The sequence below is a fragment of the Sphingosinicella sp. genome (assembly GCF_041916975.1).
Classification (GTDB): domain Bacteria; phylum Pseudomonadota; class Alphaproteobacteria; order Sphingomonadales; family Sphingomonadaceae; genus Sphingosinicella.
Genome location: NZ_JAYRYK010000001.1, coordinates 2,495,150 through 2,517,017 on the forward strand (window position 1 = coordinate 2,495,150; position 21,868 = coordinate 2,517,017).

Below are 21,868 nucleotides of genomic sequence, written 5' to 3' on the forward strand. Positions count from 1 at the left end.
GCCCTACGCGTCGTGGCTCACCGCGATCGGCTTCATCTGCCGCATACGCTGCAGCTCGGACTTGAAGCGGGCGAGTTCCTGGCCTTCCAGCTGCTCCTGGATCGGCAGCTTCGCGGAGCGCGGGTTCACGGGCCGGCCGGCGATGTGGACCTCGTAGTGGAGGTGCGGGCCGGTCGAGAGGCCGGTGGAGCCGACATTGCCGATCACGTCGCCCGCGCCGACGCGCTGGCCGCTGCGCGATGCGATGCGCGAAAGGTGGCTGTAGGTGGTGACGATGCCGCTCGCGTGGCGCACCTGCACCTGGTTGCCGTAGCCGCCGTTGCGGCCCGCGAAGATCACGGTGCCGGGCGCGGTGGACATCACCGGCGTGCCGCTGCGCGCCGCGAAGTCGACGCCCGCGTGCATCCGCGCGCGCTTCAGGATCGGGTGGAAACGCGTGCCGAAGCCGGAGCTGAAGCGGGCGCCCGCCACCGGCGACTTGATCATGCCCTCAACGGCCGAGGAGCCGTCGGCGAGGAAGAACTTGGTGCGGCCGTTGTGGACCCAGCGCAGCAGCTCGACGTCGCGCTTGCCGCCAAGCTTCGCGTAGATGAGGTTGCCGGTCTCGGTCTCGCCGGTTTCGGCGCGGCGGTGCTCCACGACCATCTGGAAGCTGTCACGCGAGCTGACGTCGCGCTGGAAATTCACCTTGGGGCTCAGCGCCTTGATGTAGCTGGCAACGACACGGCTCGGCAGACCGAAGGCGCGTGCGGACTGGTAGAGGCTGCCGCCGACATCGCCGGCAACGACGAGCGGGCTGTCGTCGACCGCGATCTCGTCGCGCGTCACGATCAGGTCGCCCGCCTGGCTGCGGTTCACTTCGAGGCGCAGGTCGAACGCGGCGCGGAAGGCGAGCGATTCGAGCGGGCGCGGCTGCGATTTGTCGGTGCGGCGGCCGAGCACGAGATCGACCGCGGCGCCGGGCTTCAGCGATTTCACGTCCGTATGGCCGGCAACGAGCAGCGCCACGTTGGCGACATCCGCTGCGGAAACGCCGGCACGGCGCAGCGCGCCGTTGAAGCTGTCGACATCGCGCAGGCGCGCGGTCACCTCGATGCGCGGGCGCTCCGGCGGCTCGGCGAGCGCGGTGACGCGGGCGGTGGGCTGGTGGAAGGCGAGGCCCTGCGGGCTCTTCGCGAGTGGGGCGATGGAAATCGTGTCGAGCGCGGCGAGCTGCGTGGGGGCGAGTTCGGGCTGGGCGGGCTTCACGATCGGCGCGGGATGGAACGCCACGGTGGTCGCAACGGCAAGCATCGCGCCAAGCGTGCCCATGCCGCGCCACCAGCGCTTCGTGCCGATTTCGGCGCCGAGATCGACGACGATATCCACGCCGCGCATACCGGCCGCGCGCGTCGGCTTTGCAGACGCAAAGGGAACCTGCGCCGAGGGCGCCGGGATCGAGAATGTCGCGCCTTCAAAGGCGCGTGTGGTGGGTTGAAACACGAAGCCCCCGCCCCAATTTTCAAAAACGCAGATGTCACCGCTGGTGCGGTCATTCATCTGCGTGCGACCCATCAATTGGGAAATGGCCGAAAATCGCCCTTCCCGCGAGCCGCAAAGTGTCGGTCATGGTGCTTAATGTCAATTTAACACGGGGGGTTAAGCGCCGTGGCTGCGATGAAGCGACAGGATTCAAGCGGCGAACCGTTGGGCGCATCCGAAACGATTCGTTTCATCGTTTCGTCGCTTGCGTGTGAATAGGATCAGTGACACCATATGTTGTGTGTTGAGGAGATGTGCTGTTTCGTGAGCGCACCGAACCGAAATCGGCGTTCGTCGCACCTCGCCAGGAAGCGTGCCCATGAGCGGCACTGACCGCTCCGTCACCGCCGTTCTCGGGCCCACCAACACGGGCAAGACCCACCTCGCCGTTACCCGCATGTGCGCCTATTCCAGCGGCATGATCGGCTTTCCGCTGCGCCTGCTCGCGCGCGAGGTCTACGACCGGGTGGTGCAGATAAAGGGCGCCGCGCAGGTCGCACTCGTCACCGGCGAGGAAAAGATCGTGCCCGCCGGTGCGCGCTATTTCCTGTGTACGGCCGAATCGATGCCGATGGACAAGGATGTCGCCTTCGTCGCGCTCGACGAGGCGCAGCTCGGTGCGGACGCCGAGCGCGGGCACGTGTTCACCGATCGGCTGCTCCACGTGCGCGGGCGCGATGAAACGATGATCCTGGGGTCCGATACGATCCGGCCGATCGTGCGTGCGCTGCTGCCGGATGCGGAAATCGTCGGCCGCCCGCGCTATTCGACGCTCAGCTACGTGGGCCCGAAAAAGCTTTCGCGCCTGCCCAAGCGCAGCGCGGTCGTCGCGTTCAGCGCGGAGGATGTTTACGGCCTCGCCGAGATGATCCGTCGGCAGAAGGGTGGCGCGGCGGTGGTGATGGGCGGGCTGTCCCCGCGCACGCGCAACGCGCAGGTGGAGCTCTACCAGTCGGGAGAGGTCGATTATCTGGTGGCGACGGACGCCATCGGCATGGGCCTCAACATGGATATCGCGCACGTCGCCTTCGCCGCGCTCACCAAGTTCGATGGCAAGCGCGTGCGGCGGCTGCGTCCCGCCGAAATGGCGCAGATCGCGGGGCGCGCCGGGCGTTATCAGACCGACGGCAGCTTCGGCCCGCTCGCCATGAGCGACGACGACGGGCCTGTTTTCGAGCCCGCCGAGGTGGAGGCGATCGAGGCGCATACGTTCCCCGCGCTCGAGCGGCTGGTGTGGCGCAACGCGCGGCTCGATTTCGGTTCGCTCGGGCGGCTCATTGCCTCGCTTGGCGTGCGGCCGGAGCACGCGCGGCTCACCCGCTCCGACGACGAGGTCGATTTCCAGGTGCTGAAGCGCCTTGCCCGCGAAGACTGGATCATCGCGCGCGCCAACAGCCCGGCGCGGTTGCAACGCCTGTGGGCCGTGTGCGGTCTCCCCGATTATCGCAAGACGGGGCCGGACACGCACGCCCGGTTCATCGCGCGCATCTATGGCCATCTTACCGAGGGCACGGGGCGGATTCCCACGGACTGGGTGGCGGGGGAGCTGGCGCGGCTCGATGATGTGCAGGGCGATATCGAGGTGCTGGCGAACCGCATCGCCGCCGCGCGCACATGGACGTTCGCGGCGCACCGGCCGGATTGGCTCGTCGATCCGCAGGCCTGGACGCAGCGTTCGCGAGAGATCGAGGATCGGCTGTCGGATGCGCTCCATCAGCGGCTGACGCAGCGTTTCGTCGATCGCCGCACCTCGGTGCTGATGCGCGAGCTTTCGGCGCGTGGCCATCTGCTGCCCACCGAGATCGACGAGGACGGCGCTGTCGTTGTGGGCGGCGAGGAGATCGGGCGTTTGACCGGTTTCCGTTTTGAAGCCGATCCGGCCGCGCGGGCGGGCGAGAAGCGCCGGTTGCTTGCCGCCGCGGAACGCCGCCTCGCGGGCGAGCTGGTGCGCCGCGCGGGGCTGCTCGCGGCCTGCGAGGACGCGGCGCTTGCGCTCGAATTCAATGGGTCGCTGCCGCCGCGCATCCTCTGGAACGGCGCACGCGTCGGCTATCTCTCGCGCGGCCCCGATCCGCTCAGCCCGCGTGTGCGGCTCGATCGCAGCCTCGCCGATCTCGATCCCGCCTCGCGCGCTGCCGTGCGTGTTCGGCTCGAAGCGTGGTTCGCCGGGCGTGTCGAGCGTCACCTCGGCCCCCTCCTGAAACTCAAGGCCCGCGTCGACCGAGACGCCTCCCCAGCGCTCCGCGGCCTCGTCGTCCAGTTGACGCAGGGTCTCGGTTGTCTCGCCCGCGCCCCAACGCTCCCCCTCCTCTCCGACCTCGGCGAGGCCGACAACGCGCTCCTCTACCGCAGCGGCGTCCGGGTGGGCGCCACCCATGTCTACTTCCCCGATCTCCTCCGCCCCGAGCCGACACGCTGGCGCCTCGCGCTCTGGGCGGTCAGCAGTGGCCTCGAAACCGCGCCCCCGCCGCCAGCACCTGGGCGGGTTTCCGTACCCATCGACGAAAACACCCCGCGCGCTTTCTACGAGGTCGCCGGCTTCTGGCCGATCGTCACCGACGCCGTCCGTGTCGACATGGTCGAGCGCCTGGTGAAGGCGCTTCACAAGCAGCGCCGCGGCTCCACGCCGTTCGTACCCGATGCGCTATGGATGCAAAGCCTCGGCCTTTCGCAGAAGAGCTTCAGCCAGCTGATGCGCGCGCTCGGCTACCGCAGCGTGCAGCAGGAAGGCCGCACCACCTTCGCATGGCGCGGGGTGCCGGCGAAACGCGCCGCCCCCCGCGCCGCCCCGCAAAATCATTCGCCCTTCGCCGTTCTCGCCAGCATGAAGAAAGGATGATGCCCTTGGTATTCGGACCCGCGCTTCGTCTCGACAAATGGCTCTGGTACGCGCGCTGCACCCAGTCCCGCAGTGAAGCGCAGAACCTTTGCGAAAGCCGCCGCCTCCGCATGGACGGCCGAGTTATCGACCGCGCCTCGGCGCGTGTGCGGCCCGGCGCCGTGCTCAGCTACACGCGCGGCGGGGAGGTCCATATCGTGCGGGTAGAAGCGCTCGCCGAACGGCGCGGCCCTTATTCCGAGGCGCGCCAACTCTACACCGATCTCTCGCCGGACTCAGGTGGATTGACGCCGGCCACCGTCGCTGTGTAGCAGACGCGGGAAACACGCCGTCCGTTTTGAAGGTGACACGCGATGACCTATGTGGTGACCGAAGCCTGCATCAAGTGCAAGTATATGGACTGCGTGGAAGTCTGCCCGGTGGATTGCTTCTACGAGGGCGAGAACATGCTCGTCATCAACCCCAACGAGTGCATCGATTGCGGCGTGTGCGAACCGGAATGCCCGGCCGAGGCGATTCTGCCGGATACCGAAGACGGGCTTGACCAGTGGCTGGAGCTGAACGCCACCTATTCGGCGCAGTGGCCGAACATCACGGCCAAGAAGGATGCGCCCGATGATGCGGACGCCCACAAGGGCGAAGCGGGCAAGTTCGAGAAGTATTTTTCTTCCAATCCGGGCTGATTTCGCTCCGGCTGCGCCTGATTGACGCAGATTCGGCGTAGCGCCGACGTCACTTTTCTGTTATATAAGCTTCGTTGAGCGCAGTTTTGCGGGCTTTTTAGCTCCCTGAACGGCGCTCTTGCTTTGTATAATCAACCGCGCGCGGTCGTACCTGCCGGCCGCCCGCCCGAACGCAGGGTCGCGGCAGGACAATCTGAATTTTCCGTGCACCCGGCCGATCGGGGCACGTCCGCGCTCTTTGAACATCTGACGAAGGAACCAAATCTATGGCAGCAAAGGCACCTGGCTTCAGCGTTGGCGACCATGTCGTTTATCCGAAGCATGGCGTCGGCCGGATTGTCGAACTCCAGGCGACCGAAATCGCGGGCGCAAAGCTGGAGCTCTATGTGCTGCGCTTCGAAAAGGAGCGCATGACGCTCCGCGTCCCCATGAACAAGGCCGAAGCCGTGGGTATGCGCAAGCTTTCGAGCCAGGCGACGCTCGCCGATGCGATGACGACGCTGAAGGGCAAGCCCAAGGTGAAGCGCACCATGTGGTCGCGCCGCGCGCAGGAATATGAAGCGAAGATCAACTCGGGCGACCTCGTGTCGATCGCCGAGGTGGTTCGCGACCTGCACCGAGCCGAGGACCAGCCCGAGCAGAGCTACTCTGAGCGCCAGATCTACGAAGCTGCGATCGGCCGTCTCGCCCGCGAACTCGCCGCCATGGAAGGCGTCGACGAGGCTGCGGCGCAGACCAAGATCGAGGAAGTGCTCATGAAGAAGCTGGCCGGCGCGAAGGCGCAGCAGGACGCTGTGGCGGCCTGAGGACGGCATCTGTTTTCAGTTGAAAAAGGGCGATCCGAAAGGGTCGCCCTTTTTCGTTGCCGACTTTGCGCTTCCCCTGTTGCGGCAACAGAATTTCCCTGCTAGAGCGCCCGCCTTGCCAGTCGGCAGAGCGCAAACGCGCCCTGCTTTTCACGTGCGGTCGTGGCGGAACTGGTAGACGCGCAGCGTTGAGGTCGCTGTGGCCGAAAGGCCGTGGAAGTTCGAGTCTTCTCGACCGCACCATTCAGTGAGCTTGCTGATTCCTTTGCCTACCAATGTCGGCAGCTCATGATGTCCGATTTCTATCGGCAGGTCTTTCCGGCAGCGCGTCTTGATCCGAAATGGAAAGCGAAGAGTGACTTTGGAACCATGGCGAACGGATGCCGCTTTGCGACCTCGGTCGGCGGCACGCTGACAGGGCGCGGCGCGGATGTCATCATCGTCGATGACCCCATGAAAGCAGGTGATGCGCATTCCGAAACCGAACGCGCGAACATCTTCCAGTGGTATACCTCGACATTGACCAGCCGGCTCAACAAACCCGAAGAGGGGGCGATCATAATTGTCGCGCAGCGCCTGCATCTCTGGGACCTTCCGGGTCGGCTTCTTGATAGCGGTGGGTGGGAACGCCTGACGCTGCCGATGGTGGAATGGTGCGACCGTGACGTGTACCTTCCGGAAGGCCACATCCTACGGCGGAAGACCGGCGCGCTTCTGCATCCGGGCCGGGTAGGTCCCGATGTCATTGCACAGCTCCGGCGCGAGATGGGGGAGCGTGATTTTGAGGCGCAGTACAATCAACGTCCGCTGCCTGCGGGCGGCGCTCTATTTAAGCCAGAGTGGATACGGCGTTATGAGGGCAAGATCGGAAAAGGTGCATTCGATCTTATCGTACAAAGCTGGGATACGGCTTACGGAATCAATCAACGCAGCGACTACAGTGTCTGCACGACCTGGGGATTGCTGCGTGGCGATTTCTATCTTCTCGATGTCGAACGCGCACGCCTTCCCTTTTTCGAACTTGAGTATCGTGTCATGCTTCTCAAGCGGAAATGGAAAGCCAATCTTGTCATTGTGGAAAAGCAGGGTTCTGGAATAAGTCTTTTTCAGAACATTGCCTTCGGCCGGCTAGATCACTGGTTGAAACCCCTAAATCCTGAGGGCTCGAAAATCAGCCGGGCTTCACAGCAATCACCGAAGTTCGAGCGCGGGCAGATTTACTTTCCAACAGAGGCGCCTTGGCTTGAGGTTCTAGAGAACGAGCTGTTTTCCTTCCCGCAAGTCCAGCATGACGATCAGGTCGATTCCATTGTGCAGATGCTGATGGGCTACGATCATGGAAATTATTATCCACTGGCGGCCCTTGCACGTCACTGACATTGCGTGATCAGCCCGTGGACAACGCGATTTGCCCGTGAATGGTAGCGTCAAGCACGAACGGCACGGACAATCTTGCATGAAGTTGTCGCGGACTGGTCAGTGATAAAGCCCATGTTGAGGTCGCGGACGACCTTGCTGGCGCCGGGGGCAACCTGCTCGTAGATGGTCTTCACGTTCCGATCGACAAGCGTCCCTGACGGGGCTGAGAGTTCGCACTGAAGCGTGAAATCCTTGAGCGCGAACCGGCTGTTGTTCCGGATCGTGCCGGTGACGGTCATCACCGAGCCGAAGCCCGCTTTCCGCCAGTGTTTGAGTTCGAAAAGAGCAAACTCTTCAGGAAACAGGAGCTGGCGCCGAACCTCTTCCTGTTCCTCGCGCATCTTCGCATCCTCAGCCTCAAGGGCCGCCAGCCTGTCGCGCCACTTCGCTTCTGATGGCGCCATGACGGTGATCTGTCTGTAGAGGGCCATTCTGCCATCGAGATCATATGACGGTAATGCTTCGGCCTGTTTTTCGAGAGCCGCGATCTTCGGAGCGTTTTGGGCTTCATTCGCCTTGGCGGCGAGGGCGTCACGCTCTGCCCTACGGCTGCGTTCTGCTGTTTCGATATCCTCATCGATCAGCTTGATGGCTTGCAGGAGATCATCGTCTGCCGCGGCAAGTCGCGTCTGGCCGTCTTCAGGCCGGGATTTCATAAGGGCCACAATGTCCCGTGCTTCGTTTTCTGGTTTCTTTTCGGTATCTCTGCCCACGATCCCGAACAGCAGCAGAAGGCCGATAACACCGAACACCTTTCGGACACCGGCCGGTGAAAACCCGAGAATCGACCATTCGGGTTGGTAAAAGGAGTACGCAACGATCACCGCTGCAAGAACAACGATGATCCAGCTTGCGAGGCCTATGGCTTCAAGCATGCCTCCCAGCATGAGTGCGCCGAAGAGCAGGCCGAAGGCGACCAGCCATTTGCTGACCCGCGAAGGTCCACCACTGTTCTTTTCCATAAGTCCCCGGATGTGTCGATCTGCGGCAACGATTACATGTACATACTATAGTTGATAAACCGAAAGTATGTAAACGGCCATCTTCCCGCGCATGGATATGCGCAGGCTGGTCGGTGAGAATTTTGCCCGGATACGGCGCGAGAAGGGCTTGACGCAGGAAGAGGTGGAAGCCCTCTCGGGCTTTTCGCAGCAGTATCTCAGCAGTCTTGAGAACGGGCGGCGTAACCCGACGATCATTACGCTCTACGAACTCGCGCAGGCGCTCGGTGTAAGCCATGTGGAGCTGGTAGCGGTGCCGATAGGTAAACGGGCCTAGATTCGAGTTTTCCACACAATCGGTCGATCCGACACCGGACTCTACCACGGCCCGTTTCAAGGCCGACATAATCTACTCAGCCGTAATCCATTGTCTCGTCGCGGGCCTCACGACGATTGGGTGTTCATGGCAACATGACGACCCAGTTTTTCGTCATGGTCTCGGTGACCTCCCATTCGCCGACGAAACCCGAGGGGACGACGAACTGATCGCCGGCTGCAATGGGGCAATGCTGTCCATCCGACGATATCAGTGCGCCCGATCCCGACAGGATGTGGCAGTACTCCTGCTCGTCATAGGCAATCCGCCACCGCCCGGGCGTGCATTTCCACACGCCTGCGGAAAACCGACCATCCTCGGACTCATGATATACCCACAAGGTCGCTTTCGGATCGCCGCTCACGATTCTGTCAGATGCGGGCCCCCCATCGACACCGGCTGGATGGAGCGAACCAAAACAAACGATCGTCATAACAATCTTCCTGTTTGACGGCCTCGACGCCCGCGCCGCGCAGGCCTCGAACAAGACCCTTGCCTGCCCATCAGATGGGTTCTCCGCCTAAGTTGGAGTCCCCGCGGTCGTAGTCGCCCTAGCGGGCTGAGCGGAGCGGAACGTAGTGCAGGCCGCCAAGGCGAAGCAAGATGGCTCCGGTGTGGGCAGGCGATAACCGATCGCGCTGTGCGGCCTGAGGGTGGCGTAATGGCCTTGCCAGCGTTCGATCAGGACCCGTCTGCTTCAAGCACGCCACCCAGCTTGGGCGCCGAAGAATGGAGAAAGACAGTTACCTCCGGCACTCGCGGTCAATGCACAGGTCGTGAGTATCTATCTGTGGCCAGAGCCATAAAACGCTAATCGCGGTCATGTGAAGCGTATTACAGTCACGAGAACTCAGACATTATGCTCCGAGACTCGGCGCATGTTTCGTTTATTGGCATGCTGGCTGCATATGCCTGATGATCTCGCGAGTTCGCTCGAAACCCGCCACTGCTGCCGGATCGGGATCATACCGCATGATGGAAGCGTAGACGCCGATAATGTTGTGGCCGTGGTGATCATAAAAGTTGATGCCGCGCGTCCGACGGGTCGGATCCTCCGAGGGAAGGTCTGTTGCGTATACGGCTGCAACCTTGCTGAGCTGGATATGCGAATGGATGCCCTTGCCTTCGTCGGCATAGACGTCGAGATATCCGGGGTCGGCGATTGACTGTGTCGTCGGGACCTTGCCGTAAAGGCTGAACGCGTGCTCGCTCTGCGGTGATATGACGACACGGACCATCGTGTCCTTGCCCCAGGCGTCGATGGATTTCCAGAGCTGCGCGACAGCGTCGCCGGTGATCCAGGCTCCGATGGAGACGTCGCGCGGCAAGGCGCTTGCGAACGTGAATTCCTTCATGCCCAGAAAGCGGGAGCCGATGGCAACGGGGGCGCCGGGGAATTCGGCCGCGCCCTTTCGGGCTGTTTCTTTTTCCGCATCGGTTGCGCAGGCGGGTTTCGGCATCGTTTCGGCCTGGGCGGGGTGGGCTGCGGCCGTGGCGGCCAGCAAGACGAGTGATACCATGCGGGGGGTGGTGATCTTCGCGTATTCCATTTGGCTCAATCCTATTCTGTCTGTGGCGGCGTTATCTATCGTCGGGTGAGCGCGTGCCGTGGCGCTGGTCCATGGCGACGCGCTCTTCGTAGAAGCGGCGATGCTCGCCGTAGGTGAGACCGGCGGAGAGCGAGGTGTTGAACGCCTGCGTCCACAGCTTGCGCTGCTCTTCGGGCAGATCCCGGACGCGGAGGCGCAGCGCGTAGCGCTGGTCTGCATTCATGGCGCGGTATTCGCCTGCCGTGGGCACGGCGATCCCGCCGGGCGCACCGGGAGGCGCGAGCTTCGCAGCGGGGGCCGGGCGGACGGCATCCGCGGCCAGGGCATGGCGCACCGCGGGCGATACCCAGTCGGGCGCAGATCCCGGAGCACCACCGAGACGGAGGAACTCGCTGGAGATGCCCGGCAAGGACTGAAGAAAGGCGTGAAATTCACGGGCGCTCCGTTCATCGCCGGCCGCGGGGCAGGGCCCCGTGGACGTGTGCTCGCCCGCGATCAGAAGCGCGCGCGGCGTCGCCTGCGTGGCTTGCAGCTTCGGCCCCAGACGCCCGCGAACCTGCGGCTGCATGAGGAAGTCACTTTCGAATGCGATCGCGGGATCGAGCGCGATAAACGTATTGAACGATGCCGGCGCGTTCACGAGCGCATAGAGCGTGAACAGACCCGCACAGGATCGCCCGAAAAGCGTCTGCCTGTCCCGGTCGACCGGAAACCGCTTCGCGATTTCCGGCTTGAGCTCCCGCTCGATGAACGTGAGGAATCCCTCGGCCTCGCCGGTACCGCCGCCTTGCGGTGGGTCAACCGAGACGGAGGGCGTAAGGTCCAGAATGCCGGCTTTGAGGGCATCGGCGCCCGCCGGATAACCGATGCCGACGATGATCGCCGGTTTTCCATCCCGCTGGGCTGCATCGGCGATGTCGCGGAACGCGGCATTATCGGCGGGCACATAGAGAACGGGATAGCCGTTCGCCGGGGCGGGGAGCCGGGGCCGCGATATGGTGATGATATAGTGCCGACCTGTCGTGCCAGACGAGAGTTCGAACGCGTCTGCGCTGTCCGCCGTTTCAGGAACCACGGAATGACGGGCGCAGCCGGAGACCGGCAGAGTAAGAAGCGCGGCAGCGACAAGGATGGGACGCATGATAGGCATATTCGGGATCCTCATCGCGCTTACCGCTTTTCAGGGGTGAGGCTAATGCGCCGCACGATCCTGGCCTTGGAAAGCGCCTCCTCGCTGAAGGGCATCCGGAATAGTTTCTTGTCTGCAAAAAGCTGGATCTGCGCCGCGCGATTCTCCGATTTCGGGTCTTCATTCTGCCCATAGGACAGGAGAACATCGGGTACGACTTCACCGTTATCCCACCGAACCCGGTGCAGATACGCGGCGCCCGCAGCGACGCTCGGGAAACCATCCCTGGTGAGCGGCATCACATCCATGGCGTTCAGAACGCCCTGTCGCATCGAGCCGCCATGCAAGGGAACGCGTCCGTGCGCGGTATCGGCATGGAAAGCGTTGCCCCAGGGGGCGTCGACAGCAAAGCCCAACGCTTCAACTTCCCTGACCGAGTCTTCCAATGCGGCAAGCACGGATGCCCGATTCTCCGGTGTGATCGTGAGCGATTGCCTGACCGTGAGGTCGCCCGGATTTTTTGCGGGGATGACGGTGCCGATCCTGGCGATCTTCAGCCAGAACTGATGGAACAGGAGCGCGCCCCGGCTTTCGGAATCATTCTTTCGATCCCATCCTGCCAGCGCAGTGCATCCCCTTGAGGCTTCGGGGGACAAAGACGGCTGCGTGCACACGCTCAGGATTTCGTCGAGCCAGTCCTCCGCCACGAAGTTGCGGTTGTCGAAAATGACATCCATGGCCTCCGTGGGGGTGACGACGCCGTCGGCGCTGATTTCGCCCATCCGCCGGGTCGACATCACGATACGCATGTTGCGGTCGCGGCTGCGATCCGCCGAGATTCCGGCTGACGAGGTTGGAACGAACGGATCTTCGTCGCCGAAGAGGATCGGATATTGCGGCATCACACGTCCGTAGATGCTGTGCTCGTAGCTGTTGTTCGTGCTCTGGATGATACCGCGCGTCCGCGGGCCGGGATAACGCGAGGCCGGGGCGAGCGACGGCATGCCGTCTCGCATTTGCGCGGAGCACGCACGCCTGGACCCATCGAGAACGTAAAACGCCGCGGACGGATCAGGATAGCGGCAATCCGCGAGCTGGGCATCGCTGAGATCGAGAACCGGTCCCGCTTCCACGAGCCCAAGATCGCCATATTTGTCGCCAGCGATGATGTGCACGCCGCGGCCCCGGTTGTCCTCGATCGCCCTCACGAGTTCGCCGACGTTGCGCGCGCGCCCGGCGGCGAGGAATTGATCGAGCGCGCGGGCGTTGTTGTCGCTGGGCGCCGTGACAACGTACCATCCGGCCGGGCGGCCCTGCGATGACAGCGTGGGCAGCTTGTAAAGCGGGCCGAGTTCGGAAAACGGTACTTCGAATATGCGCTTCGAGAGCGTGCCGTCCTTTTCCAGCACTTCGACCGTAACGCGTTCGATCCTGAGCGGTTTCTGTTTCCCGTCCATCACATAGGTCGGCCGGGTACCGGATTCCTGGACGTTCATGACCTGCAGCATGAACCAGCTGTGGGCGCTGGTCATGCCCCACGCGACATTCTTGTTGAAGCCGATCATCGGCACGGGAAGACCGGAAAAGGCGGCACCGGCGTAATCGAGCTTTCCCGGGATGGTCAGGTGCGCGATGTGAAAGGAATGCCAGTGGTAGGGCATCCACGGCGAATGCGGATTGGCCACGACGATCGCGCGGTCGTTCGGCGCGACATCGCTGCCGTAAGCCCATGCGTTGCTGCCCTGTCCCTTGATGAGATCACTATAGGTCGCGAGCGCGAACTGGACGGTGGGATCGGCATCGGCGTTGGTATCCGCCGTCTTCGCCTGCCATGCGGAGGCGGACGACGTGGCGTAGAGGGCCGTGTGGAACGCCTTCTTGGTGACGCCGATCGCCATTTCCGCACGCAGGATATCGGCTTCGTTCACGACTGGAATGGGCTTGCCTTCGCAGAGGCCCTGACGCTTCGACGCAGGAATTTCGGAAACATATCTGTTGATGCCGGCGACATACCCGCGAATGAGAGTCCGCGTGTCAGCCTGAAGTCCCCGCGCGGACAGGCGCACGACCGCGTCGGAAAGCTGGACCTTGAAGAAGAGGTCGGCATTGAGGTTCTGAGTCGGCACGAAGCCGGCCATCGCCTGTCCCTCCGCGCCGTACCACCGCGAACGCTCGCCGCGCAGCGTGATGTAGTGGTTTGCGATGGAGCACAGCCGGTCCTGAGCGACAGCATACCCGTAACCGAGGCCGAGGTTGTAATAGTCCGGCGCCTTGACGTGCGGAATGCCGTGTTCCGTCCACTGAATTTCAATTGCCGGGCGCGGCGGGGCCGCACCGACTGCACGGCTCTGCAGCACAATCGTCGTCGTCATCAAGGCGCAGAGGAAGGCCCTGGCAGGAAAACCCATTGTGGCTTGACGCGTATTCTCAGGTTGCACGCAGCATGTTCCCAACATGAAGCTTCGGCATAAATTTCGATACTTTTATAAACGAGCGACGAAAGAGCGTGAAGATAGTTATGACATGTACAGAAATATCGATTTTCCAGATAGCTCTCCGACTGACATGGCATTGAACAGCCTCTCGGACGCGTGGCTCCATCATACTGCGGATACGGCGGCCTTGTCGGGTTCGCCCGTCCGCATCGCTTCACGGACGCAGTTTGCGGTTCTTTGCACATGGAGCCTGACGAGGTGACCCGCGCGTAGCGCTTTTCGGCCAAGAACGGCCTCCGCGAGCGCATCGTTTTCATCGTGGGTATCAGGATCCATGCGGCGGTTGGGCAAGACGATCGCCCGATACCGCTCCGCGTGCCTGTCCAGCATATGGCGCACCCGCATCAGCCAGGGGGAGCCGCACGCCGAACACAATGCGTCATGAAATCGCCTGTTGGCGTGCTCCCATGCCGCGAGCGCGCGTTCATCGTCGCTTTCGGCCAGGCGTTCGGTGAATTCGCGAAGCGTGACATGGGCTTCCCGCACGCGTTCTTCCCACGCGTGGTCACCGAGCCTGATCGAGCGCACGACGGCTTCCGTCTCGATCAGAACGCGTATCTCGGTGGTATCCTCCAGTTCGCCCGCAGATATGGGTGAAACCCAAAACCCTCTTTGCCCTTCCGTGCGGACCAGCGCATCGCCCGTCAACTTCACGAGCGCTTCACGAAGCGGGCTGATCCCGACACCGTAATGCCGGGAGAATTTGCCCATCCGCAGCTTGGTTCCGGGTATCAGCACACCCGAGACGATGTCGCGATGAAGCTCCTGATAGATATAGTCCGCGATTGTTCTCGTGTCGGCGTTGTCGTCCGGCCGATCGGAATGATCAATCATCGTCCTATCTCCGCAGCAGGGCCGCGCTTTCGAACCGGCTTCATCATCCTGATTGGATGAGGAGCCGATACAAGACCGTATCGGCTCCTCGTGTGCTGTGCCCTAGAAGCGCTTGGAAAGTGTCAGCGAGACCGTTCGCCCGATGATCGTCGCGTTGTACGTGTCATAGGGTTCCGGGGCATTCGCGACCACGGAGCGGCCGGTGTCGATGAAGGGCGGCTCCTTGTTGAAGACGTTGAGCGCGTTGAAGGTGAGCCCGGCATCGCGGAAGGCGCCGCCGAAGCCCGAGAGGTCGATGCCAAGCTGGAAATCGAACGTCAGCCAGGAGTCGATCTTGATCGGTTCGCTGTTCAGAACCGGAGTGCCGGTGGCCGACGGAACGTAGCAGCCAGCAAGGCACTTGTAGTCGTCCGTGTAGTTCGCGGCGACCGTCATCGAGACCGGGCCCTTGTTCCAGCTGATGCCCTGCCGCGATTTGAACTTGAGCGGGTTGCCGGTGCTTTCATAGACGCCGAGCTTGTCGATAAAGCCGCCGCCCGGCGAGCCTTCGATCTTGTAGCTCGTGAACCGTGTTCCGTTCGCGAACAGTTCGAATGCGCCGAAATCACCCGTATCGAACGCGTAGTTCAGCGACAGGTCGAAGCCTTCCGTCTTCAGGCGCGCGAGGTTGGTTTGCGTTGCATAGATGACTGCGGCAATCCCGCTCGCATCGCTGGTTGCTCCGGGGCCCTGCAGGCCGAGGAAACGTGGATCATCCATCAACGATTGCACGAGGGCGTCATCAGGGTTGAAGACGAGGTTGCCCATGTACGGGCTCGTTCCCGTTGCGAAATAGTTTGTGAGAATGCTGTTCAGCGTTCCGCCGGTAATGCGGACGATACGATCCTTGATTGCGATGTTGAAGTAATTGAGACCCACGCGAAGTCCGGGGACGGACGGCGGCGTGAAATCGAGACCGAGCGTCCAGGTCTCTGCGGTTTCAGGCTTGAGAACAGGCCCCGCGCCACCCGAAACGACCATGCCGGTGAACGTGCAGCTTCCGGTGGCCGCGCCTGGCGTTCCGGTAAAGCCGTTCAGCTCGACGAGTGTCGTGTTGCACGGTGCGGTATAGAAGGAGTTGGCGTAGAAAATCGCGTTGCCGCCGGCCACGGGCTGCGGGCCGTTGTATTGAAAGCGCATCGGCGGCGCATGGAAGGATGTGCCCCAGCTGCCGCGGATGTTGAAGCCCTCGAACGGTGCATAGCGGAAGCCGAACTTGGGGTTGGTTGTCGTGAATTCCTTGAGGTTGCTGCTGCTCGACATCTCGTGGCGCACGGCGCCGGAGAGTTCGAGCGCCGCGATCCCCGGCATTGCATTGGCCTCGCTGACGATCGGGATCGAGGCTTCGGCAAACATCGAGATCACGTCCTGCTTGGTCGTGCCGTATTCAACCGTGTAGGGATCGATGCTGCGATAATTGAAGTTGAGCAGGCCGTTGATCTTCTCCTTGCGGTAATCGGCGCCGAAAGCGAGCTTGACGCTGCCGCCGGGCAGATCGAACAACGTGCCGTCGAACTTCACGGTGCCCTGCAGCACATCGGAATTGAAGGTAAGATCCTCATAGCCGATGAGCTGGTCGACAACGGCTGCGGACAGGGGTTCGGTCGAATAAGGGTTCCACGTTTCATAGCCGAGGCCCGCACAGAAAGTTTGCGCGGCCGTCGGCGTGGCGATCGAGCCGATGTTCGAGGCGTTGAGACCCATGAGCGAACAGGCGATCGAGTTTGGCGCCAGCGCGCCGTTCGGCAGGCGTTCGCGGACACTCGAGTCGCGCAGATAGGTGCTGTAGCGGTGCTGTTTCTCCCGGCTGTAGGAGACGGTCGCGTCGGCCTGCCAGTCGCCGAACATTTCGATCCGGACGCCGCCCTCGAGAGCCAGGCTCTTGACCCAGGTGTCGCGGATCAGGGGCTGGTCGTCGATCACGACACCGAAATTGTTCGTCACGCCCGTGATGTAGTTTGGATTGGTGACGGGGACGCTTCCGTAATAGGCGGAATAGCCCGTACCCATGTTGTAGAAGCCGTCGCGGCGCGTGTAGCGGGCGCCGCCGTATAGCGAGACCTTGTCGCTGACCTCCTGATCGAAGGACAGGAACAGGCTGTGCCGTGCCATCTCGGGAAGGATGTCCACGCCGTTCCAGGGGTCGAAGCTATTGCCGAAGCCGCCTGTCGCGGGGGTCAGGCTGCCAACGGTCAGGCCGGTTCCGGGCCCTTGCGGGACGGTATAGGCGACATTGCCGTTGAATGCGGCATTGCCCGAGAAGATGTTCGCCGCCGTGCCTGCGCGGCCCGTGTAGGCGGGCCAGTTGACGCCGCCGCGGTCCGAGAAGTCGCCGGTCATGCCGCGCTGCGAAGCGCGTACGTTCTCGCGCTTGTTGTATTCGTAGCCGAGCACGAGGTTGCCGTTGTCCCAGGCGGTGCCCCACACGGCGCTCGCCTGATACTCGGTGCCGCCGCCCTCGGTCGTCGTGCCGAGACGGGCGACCGCATGAAGCCCGTCGACCTTGCGCTTCAGGATGATGTTGACGACGCCGCCGACGGCATCCGATCCGTAAACGGCGGAGGCGCCGTCCTGCAGGATTTCGATGCGCTCGATCGCGGCCACCGGAATGTTCGAGATGTCGACGAAGTCGCCGAACTGGCCCGACACCGCAACGCGCCGACCGTTCACCAGAACGAGCGTGGAGAGCGCGCCGAGACCGCGCAGGTTGACGCCAGAACCGCCGCCGAGGTTGGAGCCCTGCGAGCTTGTATCCTGGCCGCGGTTGTTGTCGGAATTGCCGACGCCGCCCGCGAAGTTGACGGGCAGCTCTCGCATCAGCTCGGCGATCGTTGCCTTGCCTGATCGGGCGATGTCGTCCGAGCTCAGTGATTGCACGGCGCTGCCGATGACCGCGGTGCCCCGGATATTGGTGCCGGTGACGATGATCAGCTCATCATCGGTGACCGTATCCTGCGCCCAGGAAGGCGCCGAGCCGGCAAGAATGGCTGCGACCGAAGCCGTGGTGTATGAAAAAATGCGAACCCTGGATTGCATGATAACCCCCCTTATCGCTTGTTGCGGGCACGTCGTGCCGCGCTGCAAAATGCAACGTCTACGTTGTAATTCGTGGAAACCATGGCGCCCCGCTGCCCTGCAGATACAATTTTGCTGTCAGCGAGCAGGCAATGCCAAACCCGGGGCCGGCCTGAAGCCGGACTGGTCACCGCGTGTTATCCGGCCAGACCGCATGGGCTTTTCAAACGGTCGGCGCGCCTCCCCGCGCCCAACATGGCAATCATGCCCGAATATAGGGAATATACCTATCCGGACATAAATTGTCTATACGATAATTCATATGTCAGGTGATCGCTATTTCCGATGCCCGGCGATAACCCGCTTCCTCCGACAGGCGGCGGCACACCGCTACAAGGTCGTGAAGAGCCGGATGCTCGGGGCCCAGCGCGGAATCGGGGCCCGTGAGGCTGAGCACGGCAACGATGTTTTTCTGGAGATCCAGAACCGGGCAGGCGACAGCGCGCAGCCCCGGTGAAATATCGACATTGTTGGACGCAAAGCCGGCACTGCGCACGTCCGCCGCTGCGCGGCGCACCTCGGCGAAGCTTTTCGGTGTCGAGGCGGAGATCGTGTAGCGGGACCCGTACAGAAGCTCCCGCTCGACAAGGCTGCGCGTGGTTTCTTCGGGCAGATATGCGAGAAAGACGAGGCCGGACGGGGAACGCAGCAGCGGCAGGATGCTGCCGAGCGCGAGGGTGAGAATCACCGAGGGATTGGGCTGCTGGATATGGACGACGGTTGGCCCCTGATCGCCGAAAACACTGGTGATGCCGAGCAGGCCGCTGTCGTGGGCGATTCGTTTCAGTTCCGGCTTCGCGAGTTCGAGGATGTCGATGCGCGAAAGCGCCGAAAGTCCGATGCGCAGCGCCAGCCGACCGAGGTCGTAGCGCGTGGTGGCTGGGTCCTGGCGAAGCAGCCCGGCCCGGATGAAGCTGGCGAGATAACGGTGCACATTGCTAGCCGCCATGCCGACCGCGTCGCTGATCGTTTTGAGCGGCAGAGCCTCGTCGGACGCGGCGAGAACCTCGAGAATCCGCATACCGACGTCGATCGACTGCACGCCGCGCCGATTCTCGAGGTCGCTGCCTTTTCGTGCTTTTCCTGCCATGACGCTGTCCTCGCGCTCGCGGTTCATATCCAACGGGCGCGACGCTAGTCGGCTGGGGCGCCGGCGTCGACGGCTTTGGGGGCGGCGGCGAACAGCAGTGCGACGATTCCCGCGATCGCGGAAACGACGACAACGCTGGCCATGGCGGGGGCGAGCCCGTTCGCCATCCGGGTGGACAGCAAGGCGATCGCAACGGGGCCGATGCTGAGCCCGATGAGATTGCCGATCATCAGATTGATGCCCGAAACCAGCCCGCGCATGAGGCCCGGCGTTGCGATCTGCAGCGCGATCGGCGGCAGTCCGAGCATTCCGGTGGCGAAGAAGCCGACGACGCTGAGGATGGCCACTGCCGAGCCGAGCCCGGTTGTCCAGGGTAGCGCCAGAACCGCCACGATCGCGCAGAGGAATGCGCCCGCCATGATGCGAAGCGGTGCCATAAGACCAAGGCGCGCCGATGTGCGGTCGACTGCCCATCCGGCGAACAGGGGCCCGGCCACGCCGCTGACGAGCATCGCGGCGCCGAAGCGCATACCGGCTTCGCCCGGCGTCAGTTCGAAGGTGCGGATGAGATACGAAGGCGCCCACGCCATGAAGCCGTAAATAAGCGTGCTGAGTGCGGCATAGGCCATGAACGTCCAGCCGTAGAAGCGCCGATGCTGAACCAGATAGGCAAGGACGCTGCGTACCGCCGGCCGGGCCTCCGCCTGGCGCCGCGCCGGTTCTTTCACGAGCAGCACGACGGCGACGGCGAGGAGGAGGCCGGGCAGGCCGACGGCGAAAAGCGTCAGGCGCCACGGTGCCGTGGCTGTGCCGGCGGCCTCGAACGTAGCGTAGAGCCAACCGCCGCCCAGCAGCGCGAGCCCCGATCCAAGCGCGCTGCCCGCCGTATAGATCGCAATGGCCCGGCCAAGGCGGCTGCGCCGAACGCCGTCGGCGAAGAGCGAGTAGGCGGCCGGTGTGAGCGCGGCCTCACCGACGCCCACGCCGATGCGCGCGGCGGCCAGTGTCAGGAAGTTCGTCGCCATTCCGGTCACGGCCGTACAGGCGCTCCAGAAGGCGATGGCTGTCGCGGCGAGGCCCCGCCGGCTCACGATGTCGGCGAGCCGACCGAGCGGTGCACCGGCTGTCGCATAAAGAATGGCGAATGCCGGGCCTTGAACGAGCGCGATCTGCACGTCGCTGAGGCCCAGATCGGCCTTTATCGGGTCGACGAGCAGGTTGATGATCAGGCGATCGATCAGTGAAAAGACGTAGCAGGCGGACAGAACGACCACTGCGATCCAGATGCGTGGACTGTCCTTGTCGTGCGGGTTGAGGGCTGCAGAGTGCATGTTTTCCATATTGCCCGTATCGCCTCGCCTGTTCTCGTGAATTCCTCAATGACCAATGTATTTTGATATAGACAATTTATTTGTCAATGGATAAGCAGCGGATCATGGTTGAACCCATGTCCTCCAATCCACGCACCGACCGGCTTCCCCGATTGGGGTTGATCGGCGGTATGAGCTGGCGGTCGACGGCCGATTATTACGCGCAGATCAACGAGATCTCCGAGACCCGCTGCGGCGCGCATCACAATGCGGCGCTGATGATCGACTCGCTTGAATTCGCGCCTCTTCTCGAAGCGGGTGGGCGCGGCGCCTGGCATGAGGTCGAAGCGGAATTCATTGCTGCCGGCAGACGGCTTCAAGCCGCAGGTTGTGTCGCTGTGGGGCTGACGGCCGTCACTGCGCACCGCTGTCACGAGGCTGTTGCCGCTGCGCTTTCGATTCCGGTGCCGCACATATTCGATGCCGCAGCGGCGGAGCTTGCAGCCGAGAATATCCTGCGCGTGGGTCTGCTCGGTACGTCGAGGACGCTTGCGGCGCCGTTTCTGCTCGATCGCATGGCGGGGCAGGCCGCGCGCGAGATCCTTCGGCCGGATGCCGACATGCAAGGCAGGCTCGACGCGTTGATCTTCGAGCGCCTGACACAGGGTATCGTCGACGACGATGGACGCGCGGTCATGGATTCGGCGATCGCCGCGCTGCGCAGCGACGGTGCGGAAGCCATCGTTCTTGCCTGTACGGAACTGCCGCTGCTGCTTCGGCCTGATCACACTGCCGCCGGCATTATCGATGCCGCCGCGCTGCACGCAAGCTTTCTCTATGACACCGCGATGGATGCACAATCATGACGAATGCCGGAACGGCGCGAATTGACCACCTGCTGACCTATGTCCCCGATCTTGGCAGCGCGGGGGCGCTGTTCGAGCGAATGGGATTCTATCTTTCGCCCGTCAGCCACATCGAATCGATGGGCATTGCCAACCGCATGATCCTCATGCAGCCTCAAAGTGCCGGTCAGGCCAATTTCATCGAACTGATGTCGCCGTATGATCGCGGAATATTGCCGATGGCCATGCAAGCGGTTCTGTCAGGCGATGCCGGTATCCGCTCTATGGTCCTCGTTGCGCCGGAGATCGAAGCGTTTCACGGTTTGATGCTGGAGCAGGGTTTCGAGAGCGCGCCGCCCGCCCATGCGAAACGAGAGTGGAAGATTCCGGGAGAGGCTTCGGTTTTCCCTGAGTTCGATGTGATTTTCCCTGTCGACATGGCTTTGCGCTTCAACGCGTGCAAGTACTACAATCTGCATCTCTACCTTCGCGAGGACTGGACCCGGCATCCGAATGGCGCGCTTCGGATCAGGAAGGTCTTGGCGATTGCAGAGAATCCCTCAGAGTTCGAAGTGTTCTCGCGCTTGTTCGGCTACGACGGGCAGGATGGCGAGAACGGTTCACGCGTGTATCCGTCGGGCGACATCATGCTGGAGATTCTCCGACCGGAGACGGTGCATAAACGGTTTGGCGTGGAGCTGCCGCACGCGGGCGCGCAATATCTCGGTTACGAGATCGAAGTGGCATCCCTCGATCAGCTGCGCGACGCGTTGAAGGGCGGCGATGTTCCATTTCATGAACGCGGAAATACGGTGTGCGTGGCGCCGGATGTCGGTCTCGGCAGCCTGATTGTGTTTTCCGGGCCGGAGCGTCTGTCGCTTCATCCCGGTGCGGATCAAAATTGAAAGGCGGATCG

19 protein-coding genes and 1 tRNA gene are annotated in these 21,868 nt (G+C 62.8%); 9 read left to right on the plus strand and 11 right to left on the minus strand.

Annotated elements, in window-relative coordinates; translation table 11 throughout:
- Positions 1-3: 3 nt before the first annotated feature.
- Positions 4-1,482, minus strand: coding sequence for a peptidoglycan DD-metalloendopeptidase family protein (locus tag ACE3TJ_RS11925; protein WP_374596369.1), 1,479 nt, complete (start codon positions 1,480-1,482; stop codon positions 4-6).
- Between the two features lie 358 nt (positions 1,483-1,840).
- On the opposite strand from ACE3TJ_RS11925, the gene ACE3TJ_RS11930 reads away from it, so the two are divergent.
- From ACE3TJ_RS11930 to terL, 6 genes are all read left to right on the plus strand, one after another.
- Positions 1,841-4,360, plus strand: a complete 2,520-nt coding sequence (locus ACE3TJ_RS11930) for a helicase-related protein (protein ID WP_374596371.1) — start codon at positions 1,841-1,843, stop codon at positions 4,358-4,360.
- A complete protein-coding gene (locus ACE3TJ_RS11935) occupies positions 4,360-4,671 on the plus strand; it encodes an RNA-binding S4 domain-containing protein (RefSeq protein WP_374596373.1) in 312 nt (103 codons plus the stop codon). Before ACE3TJ_RS11930 ends, ACE3TJ_RS11935 begins: the two co-directional genes overlap by 1 nt.
- 42 nt (positions 4,672-4,713) lie before the next feature.
- Positions 4,714-5,043, plus strand: a complete 330-nt coding sequence (gene fdxA, locus ACE3TJ_RS11940; RefSeq protein WP_374596375.1) for a ferredoxin FdxA — start codon at positions 4,714-4,716, stop codon at positions 5,041-5,043.
- 266 nt (positions 5,044-5,309) lie between these two features.
- Positions 5,310-5,849 (plus strand): CarD family transcriptional regulator, encoded by a 540-nt coding sequence (locus ACE3TJ_RS11945; protein ID WP_374596377.1) that lies wholly within the window; start codon positions 5,310-5,312, stop codon positions 5,847-5,849.
- A 156-nt stretch (positions 5,850-6,005) separates the two neighbouring features.
- A tRNA-Leu gene (locus ACE3TJ_RS11950) sits at positions 6,006-6,092 on the plus strand.
- Positions 6,093-6,140: 48 nt separating this feature from the next.
- Positions 6,141-7,226, plus strand: coding sequence for a phage terminase large subunit (gene terL, locus ACE3TJ_RS11955; RefSeq protein WP_374596379.1), 1,086 nt, complete (start codon positions 6,141-6,143; stop codon positions 7,224-7,226).
- Positions 7,227-7,276: 50 nt separating this feature from the next.
- Here terL and ACE3TJ_RS11960 read toward each other — a convergent pair whose 3' ends face one another.
- Complete coding sequence (locus ACE3TJ_RS11960) at positions 7,277-8,230, minus strand: hypothetical protein (RefSeq protein ID WP_374596381.1); 954 nt, start codon at positions 8,228-8,230, stop codon at positions 7,277-7,279.
- A 91-nt stretch (positions 8,231-8,321) separates the two neighbouring features.
- On the opposite strand from ACE3TJ_RS11960, the gene ACE3TJ_RS11965 reads away from it, so the two are divergent.
- Positions 8,322-8,546, plus strand: coding sequence for a helix-turn-helix domain-containing protein (locus ACE3TJ_RS11965; protein WP_374596383.1), 225 nt, complete (start codon positions 8,322-8,324; stop codon positions 8,544-8,546).
- A gap of 124 nt (positions 8,547-8,670) precedes the next feature.
- On the opposite strand, the gene ACE3TJ_RS11970 is transcribed toward ACE3TJ_RS11965, so the two are convergent.
- The 9 genes from ACE3TJ_RS11970 to ACE3TJ_RS12010 all read right to left on the minus strand — a co-directional run bounded on the left by ACE3TJ_RS11970 (position 8,671) and on the right by ACE3TJ_RS12010 (position 20,128).
- Positions 8,671-9,018, minus strand: coding sequence for a cupin domain-containing protein (locus tag ACE3TJ_RS11970; RefSeq protein ID WP_374596385.1), 348 nt, complete (start codon positions 9,016-9,018; stop codon positions 8,671-8,673).
- A gap of 87 nt (positions 9,019-9,105) precedes the next feature.
- On the minus strand, positions 9,106-9,270 hold the full coding sequence (locus tag ACE3TJ_RS11975; protein WP_374599405.1) for a hypothetical protein: 165 nt from the start codon (positions 9,268-9,270) through the stop codon (positions 9,106-9,108).
- Between the two features lie 202 nt (positions 9,271-9,472).
- Complete coding sequence (locus ACE3TJ_RS11980) at positions 9,473-10,135, minus strand: ChuX/HutX family heme-like substrate-binding protein (RefSeq protein ID WP_374596387.1); 663 nt, start codon at positions 10,133-10,135, stop codon at positions 9,473-9,475.
- Positions 10,136-10,166: 31 nt separating this feature from the next.
- The gene (locus tag ACE3TJ_RS11985; protein WP_374596389.1) at positions 10,167-11,276 is read right to left on the minus strand and encodes an alpha/beta hydrolase; all 1,110 of its coding nucleotides are present in this window, start codon (positions 11,274-11,276) and stop codon (positions 10,167-10,169) included.
- 29 nt (positions 11,277-11,305) lie between these two features.
- Positions 11,306-13,636, minus strand: a complete 2,331-nt coding sequence (locus tag ACE3TJ_RS11990) for a penicillin acylase family protein (RefSeq protein WP_374596391.1) — start codon at positions 13,634-13,636, stop codon at positions 11,306-11,308.
- A 228-nt stretch (positions 13,637-13,864) separates the two neighbouring features.
- A complete protein-coding gene (locus ACE3TJ_RS11995) occupies positions 13,865-14,593 on the minus strand; it encodes a GntR family transcriptional regulator (protein ID WP_374596393.1) in 729 nt (242 codons plus the stop codon).
- A 102-nt stretch (positions 14,594-14,695) separates the two neighbouring features.
- Complete coding sequence (locus tag ACE3TJ_RS12000; RefSeq protein ID WP_374596395.1) at positions 14,696-17,668, minus strand: TonB-dependent receptor domain-containing protein; 2,973 nt, start codon at positions 17,666-17,668, stop codon at positions 14,696-14,698.
- Between the two features lie 304 nt (positions 17,669-17,972).
- Positions 17,973-18,797, minus strand: coding sequence for an IclR family transcriptional regulator (locus tag ACE3TJ_RS12005; RefSeq protein ID WP_374596397.1), 825 nt, complete (start codon positions 18,795-18,797; stop codon positions 17,973-17,975).
- Positions 18,798-18,841: 44 nt separating this feature from the next.
- Positions 18,842-20,128: an MFS transporter gene (locus tag ACE3TJ_RS12010; RefSeq protein WP_374596399.1), complete on the minus strand. Its 1,287-nt coding sequence runs from the start codon at positions 20,126-20,128 to the stop codon at positions 18,842-18,844.
- Between the two features lie 104 nt (positions 20,129-20,232).
- Here ACE3TJ_RS12010 and ACE3TJ_RS12015 point away from each other — a divergent pair, with 104 nt between their 5' ends.
- Positions 20,233-20,973, plus strand: coding sequence for an aspartate/glutamate racemase family protein (locus ACE3TJ_RS12015; RefSeq protein WP_374596401.1), 741 nt, complete (start codon positions 20,233-20,235; stop codon positions 20,971-20,973).
- Positions 20,970-21,857 (plus strand): VOC family protein, encoded by an 888-nt coding sequence (locus ACE3TJ_RS12020; RefSeq protein WP_374596403.1) that lies wholly within the window; start codon positions 20,970-20,972, stop codon positions 21,855-21,857. Before ACE3TJ_RS12015 ends, ACE3TJ_RS12020 begins: the two co-directional genes overlap by 4 nt.
- Positions 21,858-21,868 lie beyond the last annotated feature (11 nt).